The 1,034-nt window shown below is 68.7% G+C and carries 1 protein-coding gene; it reads right to left on the bottom strand.

The window, feature by feature from the left end; translation table 11 throughout:
- Positions 1 to 19: 19 nt before the first annotated feature.
- The gene (locus tag U9980_RS17525; RefSeq protein WP_322768906.1) at positions 20 to 841 is read right to left on the bottom strand and encodes a patatin-like phospholipase family protein; all 822 of its coding nucleotides are present in this window, start codon (positions 839 to 841) and stop codon (positions 20 to 22) included.
- Between the last annotated feature and the right edge of the window lie 193 nt (positions 842 to 1,034).

Raw genomic sequence — 1,034 nt, 5'->3', positions numbered from 1 at the left:
CGCCGTCCGAGCCAACCGCTCAGGCCGCCAGCGGAGCTCCCACCGGCCGGGTCAGGCGAGCAAGCGCCGGCCGGGTCTGGAGCAGCTGGGCCGCCTGCGCGAACGCCATCGGGTACACATCGTGTGCCCGGCGTTGGTCAAACAGGTCAAGCGGGTGCCGGACCAACCGACTGATCGCGCTGTCAGGCCGGATCAGGTGCACCGTGCCACCGGTTGCCTTCGTCCAACGACGCATCTCCCGAGTCAGCAGCTGCTCGATGATCCGCCCGCCGGCGCCGAGCACCGGACCGGCGACGGGCGCGATCACCAGGAGGTTGCGTGCGGCTGGCGCCTGGTCGACGGAGGCCTGTGAACGGACTGCGCCGTCCACGTACAACCCATGGCCAACCGGGGAGGGTGGGAACAGACCGGGCAGGCTCGAGGAGGCTGCGACCAGGTCCGCCAGGGGGAAACGTCCCCCTGACAATATCTGCCGGCGAAGCGTGGGCACCCCGACCGCCGCGATCCGAACCCGTTCGTCGTGGGCCTCACCGAACACGCTACGAGCCGTCCGCCGGATCCATCCCGGAATCGGGTTCGGAACCCGGACCGGTGGCACCTCGCACAGAACCTCACGTCCCACGCCGGTGGCCACACACGACGCGACCCATGCGCCGGATGACGTACCGAGCGCGTCCACCTCCTGCAGGGGCACGCCAGCGGCGATCAGGGCGTGGGCGATCCCGAGTCCATAGGCGATGCCGAACGGACCGCCCCCGCTGTACACGACGGTCAGCGGTGGGATGCCCGTGAAGCTCAACACCGAGGCTGTGATCTCCTGCGCCATGTCAACCGCCCTCACACGCTGAGTTCCTTCGGTCCGCCGGCCTGCCGGGCGCTCCGGAGTGCCCTCGTCAACCAGGTACGCAGCGATCCCGCACCGGCAGGCTCGATATCTGGACCGTTCCATACAACGATGTTGGATTACGCAAGCGCCTCGGCCTAGATATCTCAGGGACACCCGCCACGCCCTGTAGGGGTAGGGAAACCACACC

This window comes from Protofrankia sp. Cr1 (genome assembly GCF_963555865.1).
Classification (GTDB): domain Bacteria; phylum Actinomycetota; class Actinomycetes; order Frankiales; family Frankiaceae; genus Protofrankia.
Note: the sequence above shows the minus strand (reverse complement) of the source record. Positions and strands in the feature narration are given on the sequence as shown.